The organism is Candidatus Hepatincolaceae symbiont of Strigamia maritima, assembly GCF_055505085.1.
Map to the genome: position 1 here is coordinate 1 of NZ_DBKDTU010000175.1, position 6965 is coordinate 6965.

Consider the following 6965-nt stretch of genomic DNA (forward strand, 5'->3'; position numbering starts at 1 on the left):
AATAAAAAATCTTTTTTATAATGCTTAAGAAAAAGAAAAATGATAAAATCTATACTTTGGAAGATAAGCTAGCTATGAATAAGTTAAACTAATATATAAAAACATAATATGCAAGATAAGAAACCATCATCAAAAGATAAGGCTAATCTTAGGGAGAAAAAAGAAGCACTTGCCCTAAGAATTAATTTAAGAAAACGTAGATTACAAAAACAACAAAGAAAACAAATAGAGGACAATAGTAATTCTTCTAAAATCAATACAAATCATAAGGAATAATAATGGAGCAAATCAAAATATTGGGTGGCAATAAATTAGTTGGCACAGTTAAGATAAGTGGTGCAAAGAATGCTGTTTTACCCTTAATTGCTGCTGCTATATTAAGTGATCAAGAGATAACTCTAGAAAATGTTCCACATCTATCTGATATTTTAGTAATGAATGAAATTCTGCAAGATCTAAATGTAAAAGTATATTTTAATAATAACTCATTAGTTCTTAATGCTAAAGATATTAATAACTTTACCTCAAACTATAATTTAGTAAGCAAAATGAGGGCTTCTATTTTAGTATTAGGACCACTCCTTGCTAAATACGGGGAAGCCAGAGTTGCTTTACCTGGGGGTTGTAGTATAGGGGAAAGACCTGTTGATTTACATATTAAAGGTATGCAAGCCTTAGGTGCAGAGATTCACGTAGAACACGGATTTATACAAGCAACTGCTCCTAGAGGTTTAATAGGTGCTGAAATTACCTTAGAAACAGTATCGGTAGGAGCCACCGAAAATATTATAATGGCAGGGGTTTTAGCTAAGGGAACTACTGTTATTATTAATGCTGCTAAAGAGCCGGAAATTGTAGATTTAGCTAATTGCTTAAATAAAATGGGAGCAAATATTAAAGGTGTCGGCACTAGTTTAATTGAAATAAAAGGAGTAACTAGTTTATACAAAACTAAATATCATGTATTACCGGATAGGATAGAGGCTGCAAGTTATGCTATAGCAGGAGCTGCTACAAAGGGAGAACTTATCTTAGAAGGAGTTCACCTTGTTTCTATGCAGAATATTTTTGATTATTTAACTAAATCAGGGGCAGTAATAAAACCTTTATTAGAAAATAAGGTTTTAATTAAAGGTCCTGAGGTTATTAATGCTGTAGATGTTGAGACTGCAATTTATCCGGGATTTCCCACGGATATTCAAGCACAGTGGATGGCTTATATGTGTTTAGCTAAAGGTAAATCTATTATTTCAGAAAATATTTTTGAAAATAGGTTTACACATGTTCCTGAATTAAAAAGAATGGGGGCGGATATTGTAATTAAAGATCATAGCACAGCAGTGGTAAACGGAGTATTAAAACTAGAAGGAGCAGAAGTTAAAGCTACAGATATTAGAGCTTCTTTTGCTTTAGTAATTGCCGGTTTAGTAGCAGAGGGCGAAACTCTAATTAGAGAACTATCACATTTAGATAGAGGTTATCAAGATATTTTATCAAAACTTATACCTTGTGGTATAGATATAAAAAGAATAGGAGTATAGTACTGCATGAATATATCAACAAAACAAATTAAGAAAATTAATAAACGCAAAGAAGAGCAAGAAATTGCTAATGCCTTAAAAGAATTAGAAGAACAAGATACAGATAATTTAGAGCAAACCAAGGAATTGCCTAAGGATATTAAAGAGCATAAAGGTTTTTATATTGTAACCGGTAAAGTAACTGATATGGCTAGTAATAATTTTATAGTAAATTTTAGGGGTAGGGAGATTAATGCGTATGCCGCAGGAACCATGAGAAAACATAGGATTAAAGTATTAGTAAATGATATTGTAGATGTAGAGGTTAGAAAAGAAGATTTTGAACAGCTTAGTAATTCTGAGCAAAAAATTCTTGGGAGAATTAAATTTAGACATAAAACTGTAGATACAAACCTAAATAAGGTATAAAAATTACAATGCAACAAGTAATCTTAGCGTCAAGCTCAGAGAGGAGGGCATACTTATTAAATAAAATCGGGGTTTTTCCTATAAAGATTCTACCTGCTAATATTAATGAAGAACCTAGAGAAAAAGAAAACTCCACAGCACTTGTTAAAAGAGTAGCTTTTGAAAAAGCTTCAAAAATATTTAATGATAATAAAAATAATTTACAGGATAATACTTTTATAATAGCAGCCGATACCTTAGTAGTACGTGGTACCGTAATCTTAGGGAAACCTAAAAATATAGAAGAAGCTGCAAAGTATTTAGGGATATTGTCAGGAAGAAATCATAAGGTTTTAACAGGTATTTGTATTATGAATGCTAAAGGAGAGAAATCTCTTAGGGTAGTAAAAAGTATAGTGAAATTAAAGCGTCTAAATAATAAAGAAATTAGTATGTATTTAAATACCAATGAATGGCAAGGGAAATCCGGAGGTTATTCTATACAAGGTGTTTTTGAAATGTTTGTTTACCAAATTAAAGGGTCATATTCTTCAATTATAGGCCTTCCTTTAGCTGAAACCTATTCTATGTTAACAGGATTAGGATATAAGTATAATTATGCTAATTAATAATAATATTAAAACTTTAGTTATTAATAATGATGATGGCATTTATTTAATTGCCAATATAAACCAGCAAAATGCTTTAGTAGGATTGGAATTATATAACAAAAATATGCTCAATAAAATTTACTTAGCTAAAATTGAAAGTAAGAATCAGATTATGGAGTGCTTTTTTGTAAGTTTAGATAAAAATGTACAAGCTCTTTTACCAATTAATGCTGTTAATAAACACCATACAGTAGGAGAAAAACTTATTGTACAAGTAGTAAAGAATGCTTCTTCACCTAATAAACTGGCAGAAGTTACTAATAAAGTTGTTTTACAAGGTGTATTTAGTGTTTTTTTACCCCAAAGTAATGAGCTGAGATTCTCTACTTTATTAAAAGATGAAGTAAAAAACTATTTTAAAAAACATTATGATGCCTCAAAAGAATACGGTTTAATTGTTAGGAGTAATTTTCAAATTGATTATTATGATTTTTTTCTACAGGAAGTTGTTTTATTAAAACAGCGGTGGTCTAACATAATTAGGTTATCAAAATCAGTAAAATCATTCGGTCTTTTATATGATTTTTCTTATAAAGAACAAATTATTACCACAGATAGTACTCTAATTCCCAAAAAAATTCTCTGTAATAACATTAAAGATTATAAAGAAATTGAGAATTTTATTGAAGAGGATTATAATTTTTTAGATATTGAGGTAGAATTACATAAAGAAAAAACTACTTTGTTTACTAAATATAATTTGCAACATGAAGTAGATATGTTATTAAAAGATACTATAGCACTTAATAATGTAGAACTTGTATTCATTGAAAATATAGCATTTAATTTTATAGATATCAATTTTAAACCTAAAATTACAAGAGATGCTGCGGGAAAAGAAGATGAATTTTTGCAAGCAAATTTAGCAATATTAAACACTTTATATAATCAGATTATACTTCGCAATTTAGGTGGGCAAATCCTTGTAGATTTTTTAAAAATAAAAGATAAAGTGAAACGTGAAAAGCTTAGTAAGAAAGTAGAAGAAGTCTTTACTAGGGATAGAAATATTAATCTTTACGGATTTAGCAAAATGGGCATTTTAGAATTAACTAGAAAAAAAACACAAGATTCTTTTAGTTTTTTACTAAAAGAGCCTTGTTCTTCTTGTAAGGGTAGTGGTTTTGTTACTTCTTCAGTGTATGAGCAATTTGTAGCTTTTGATAAATTACAAAATTTATTGGAAAAGCAACCAGAGAAAGTTGTGTATATAACCGCCTGCGGAAGAATTTTACAATCCTTTCAGCAATTATTTAAGAAATCCATAGAAAAAATTAACCAAGACTACAATATTAAATTTATAATAGATGATAATACAAACAGTATTAAAGTGAGTAATTAGAAAAAATTACTTGTCAAAACTTAAATTAAGCATTAATCTATTATTTTAAAGTAGTAAGAAATTATACGCCATCGTGGCTTAGTGGTAGAGCACACCCTTGGTAAGGGTGGGGTCGCGTGTTCAATTCACGCCGATGGCACCATATAAAAACCTATGTTACAAAATTAAATAAGATTTTAATAAAATTAATAAAATTATGCTTAAATATTTCCAATACAACAAAATGTTAGCTTGGGATAGGATACCTACAAAAATAAATGTTGTTATTTTATGAAAAACTTAAAATATCAGGAAGAAAAATACCAAGAAATAACAGCTAATCTTCACACTAAAGGCTTGTTACGTAGTCTTCCTTCTAAGACCAAAAATATTATTTTAGATTTTAGGGATAATGATTATTTAGATTTCAGTAATAATACTAAAATCATTGTTGCTGCTAAAGAATTTTTGGATATGTGGGGAATAGGAGGAAAAGCTTCTAGGTTAGTTACTTCTCCTTCTATTTATACTAATTTAGAAGAAAAAATAGCAAAAGCTAAGAATAAAGCTAAGTCTTTAATTTTTAGTTCAGGATACCTAACTAATAGTACTATATTAGCAGCTCTACTTAATCCTAAAGTACTAATGGCATTACCTTTAGTGTTTTCTGATAGATTAAATCATGCTTCCATCCATAGTGGCTGTAAGTTAGCAGGTGTTAAACAAATTAGATACACAAATGTTGATATGCAAGAGTTGGAACAATATTTAGATTTTTATAAAACTGATAAACGTCCTAAGTTTATTATTAGTGAAACTGTTTTTAGTATGGATGGTACTGTAGTTGATATAAAAACTTTGGTAAAGCTTGCTAAAGAATACCAAGCTTTCTTATATTTAGATGAAGCACATGCATTAGGAGTTTTTGGTGAAAAAGGATATGGAATTACAGAGGGATATGAACAGGATATAGATTTAATTATGGGTACTTTTAGTAAATCTATTGGATGTACCGGAGGTTATGTGGTGTGTTCCAATATAATTTATCAGTATTTATTAAACAAATGTTCAGGATTTGTGTATTCTACGGCATTATCTCCTGCTATTATAGGAGCCATAGATAAGGCTTGGGATCTTTTAGAAGATATTAAAAATGAAAGATATAAACTACAAGAAAAAGCTACTTTTTTAAGAAAGGAGCTTATTAGTCTGGGAGTGGATACTGCTAATTCTAATAGCCAAATTATTCCCGTCATTATTTCTAATTTAGAAGTAATACAAAAGATTAAGGAATATTTATTAAGTAAAGGTATTTTGGTATCTCTAATTAAGCCTCCTACTGTACCTTATGGTAAGGCAAGATTAAGAATCAGTATTAAAACCAGCCATACCTATCTGAATCTTAAAAATTTAATACAAGAGTTAAGAATAGCCTGGCAAATGTATTATATTCATTGATAGGATAATACTAAACTAGTCCCAACTACAGAAGTAATTATATGAGTACACCTAAGAATATTAAAGAGATCCAACTGGTTTTTTATCATGGTTGGGGGTTTACTAAAGAATTCTTTACTCCATTATTAGAATTTTTAAAGGAATATCAATGTATTGTTCAGGATACAGGTTATTTCGGAGAATCTGAATATCAGAAAATTACTGGTAATTATATAGCAATAGGACATTCTTTAGGATTTTTAAAAATATTAGAGAATGAGGTACAAAATTGTAAAGCAGTTGTTGGCATTAATAGTTTTTTAGATTTTTGTGCAAGTAAAGAGCAGTCTTTCAAACTAGAAAAAATGATCACTGCCTTTACAAAGAATCCTCATGCAACTCTAAAAAGTTTTTATCAAAAATGTGGTGTGAGATATCCCCTTAATTATGAATCTTTAAATTATCAAAGATTATCTGAAGATTTAAGTTACCTAAATACGGCAAAGTTTAAATTTATTAAGAATAAACCTAGTATTTTCTTTAGTACCCAAGATGATGGTATAATAGATATAAAGCAAGCAAAGAGGGAATTTAATACTAATTTAGTAATTATACCTAAAGGTGGACACGGTTTGGGGTATAATTTACCGCAATTAATAGGAGATTCTCTCAAAAATTTTGTGAAAAAATATGATTGATAAACGTAATATTGCAAATAGTTTTAATCAAGCTGCTAAAAGTTATGATGAACATGCTAAAATTCAAAAGATTGTAGCGGACCGGCTGGCAAAATTTATAGTTAGAGCAAATCTAAAAGTAACTAATATTTGTGAAGTCGGTTGTGGTACGGGTTTTTTAACTGAAGAATTACTAAAAATCTATCCGAACAGTAACTATTTAGCCACAGATATTGCACCGTTAATGTTAGAAGTATTACGTAATAAAATATCTTCTCCTAATCTTAAAGTAGCACTAATGGATGGGGAAGAAGTTAATAGTGATAAAAATTTTGATATTATAGTTTCTTCCCTTAGTATGCAGTGGTTTTCTAATCCTCTTAGTAGTTTGCAGAGGCTCTATAATAGTACTAAGTATTTGGCATTTGCTACTTTATTGAAGGGTAGTTTTAAAGTTTGGCTAAAAGCAGCTAAAAAATACGAGTGTGTAGATAGTTTTCTTAATTTATTGTCAGAAGAGAAACTTAATATGATTTTAAAATATCTTAATGCCTATAAAATAGAATTAATTATAGAAGAAGAACTACAGGAATTTCACAATGCATATTTATTTTTAAAATCATTAAAGAATATTGGAGCAGGAACTTCTAATAGCAAAAATTCCATTATAGCTTTAAAAAAACTTTTAGATTCTTTTAATAACGGTATTAATATTAACTATAAAATAGCATATTTTTTAGTTAGCAAATGATCAATTTTTATTTTTTTAACTTTCTTAGCTTATTTCAAATTAGTAGTTTGTTCATATGTATTTTTATTAGAATTAATAACTTTTACAATCTTAAAAGCAGGTAGAGTTTTTATTCCTCCTAAGGATAAATATTTGTAAAGATCGGAAGAGCGGTTCAGCAGGAATGCCGAGACCGATCTC

General features: G+C 29.0%; 8 protein-coding genes and 1 tRNA gene. All 9 read left to right on the forward strand.

The window, feature by feature from the left end:
- The first annotated feature begins 108 nt into the window (after positions 1-108).
- Positions 109-276: a hypothetical protein gene (locus tag ACQCX0_RS04780; protein ID WP_462563035.1), complete on the forward strand. Its 168-nt coding sequence runs from the start codon at positions 109-111 to the stop codon at positions 274-276.
- 2 nt (positions 277-278) lie between these two features.
- The gene (gene murA, locus ACQCX0_RS04785; protein ID WP_462563036.1) at positions 279-1541 is read left to right on the forward strand and encodes a UDP-N-acetylglucosamine 1-carboxyvinyltransferase; all 1263 of its coding nucleotides are present in this window, start codon (positions 279-281) and stop codon (positions 1539-1541) included.
- 6 nt (positions 1542-1547) lie between these two features.
- Entirely contained in the window at positions 1548-1949 is a 402-nt protein-coding gene (locus ACQCX0_RS04790) for a S1 domain-containing protein (protein ID WP_462563037.1), read from the forward strand.
- Positions 1950-1957: 8 nt separating this feature from the next.
- Complete coding sequence (locus ACQCX0_RS04795; RefSeq protein WP_462563038.1) at positions 1958-2557, forward strand: Maf family protein; 600 nt, start codon at positions 1958-1960, stop codon at positions 2555-2557.
- Positions 2547-3941 carry a ribonuclease E/G gene (locus ACQCX0_RS04800; RefSeq protein WP_462563039.1) on the forward strand — a complete coding sequence of 465 codons (1395 nt, stop codon included), beginning with the start codon at positions 2547-2549 and terminating at the stop codon, positions 3939-3941. Before ACQCX0_RS04795 ends, ACQCX0_RS04800 begins: the two co-directional genes overlap by 11 nt.
- A gap of 67 nt (positions 3942-4008) precedes the next feature.
- Positions 4009-4083: transfer RNA gene (locus ACQCX0_RS04805), tRNA-Thr, on the forward strand.
- A gap of 128 nt (positions 4084-4211) precedes the next feature.
- Entirely contained in the window at positions 4212-5378 is a 1167-nt protein-coding gene (locus tag ACQCX0_RS04810) for an aminotransferase class I/II-fold pyridoxal phosphate-dependent enzyme (protein ID WP_462563040.1), read from the forward strand.
- A gap of 41 nt (positions 5379-5419) precedes the next feature.
- A complete protein-coding gene (locus ACQCX0_RS04815) occupies positions 5420-6055 on the forward strand; it encodes a hypothetical protein (protein ID WP_462563041.1) in 636 nt (211 codons plus the stop codon).
- A complete protein-coding gene (locus ACQCX0_RS04820) occupies positions 6048-6785 on the forward strand; it encodes a methyltransferase domain-containing protein (RefSeq protein ID WP_462563042.1) in 738 nt (245 codons plus the stop codon). Before ACQCX0_RS04815 ends, ACQCX0_RS04820 begins: the two co-directional genes overlap by 8 nt.
- Positions 6786-6965 lie beyond the last annotated feature (180 nt).

What these genes read in the sequence shown, in the direction of transcription:
- ACQCX0_RS04810 (WP_462563040.1), top strand. Translation starts at nt 4,212, where the DNA reads ATGAAAAACTTAAAATATCAGGAAGAAAAATACCAAGAAATAACAGCT.
- ACQCX0_RS04815 (WP_462563041.1), top strand. Translation starts at nt 5,420, where the DNA reads ATGAGTACACCTAAGAATATTAAAGAGATCCAACTGGTTTTTTATCAT.
- ACQCX0_RS04790 (WP_462563037.1), top strand. Translation starts at nt 1,548, where the DNA reads ATGAATATATCAACAAAACAAATTAAGAAAATTAATAAACGCAAAGAA.
- ACQCX0_RS04795 (WP_462563038.1), top strand. Translation starts at nt 1,958, where the DNA reads ATGCAACAAGTAATCTTAGCGTCAAGCTCAGAGAGGAGGGCATACTTA.
- ACQCX0_RS04780 (WP_462563035.1), top strand. Translation starts at nt 109, where the DNA reads ATGCAAGATAAGAAACCATCATCAAAAGATAAGGCTAATCTTAGGGAG.
- murA (WP_462563036.1), top strand. Translation starts at nt 279, where the DNA reads ATGGAGCAAATCAAAATATTGGGTGGCAATAAATTAGTTGGCACAGTT.
- ACQCX0_RS04800 (WP_462563039.1), top strand. Translation starts at nt 2,547, where the DNA reads ATGCTAATTAATAATAATATTAAAACTTTAGTTATTAATAATGATGAT.
- ACQCX0_RS04820 (WP_462563042.1), top strand. Translation starts at nt 6,048, where the DNA reads ATGATTGATAAACGTAATATTGCAAATAGTTTTAATCAAGCTGCTAAA.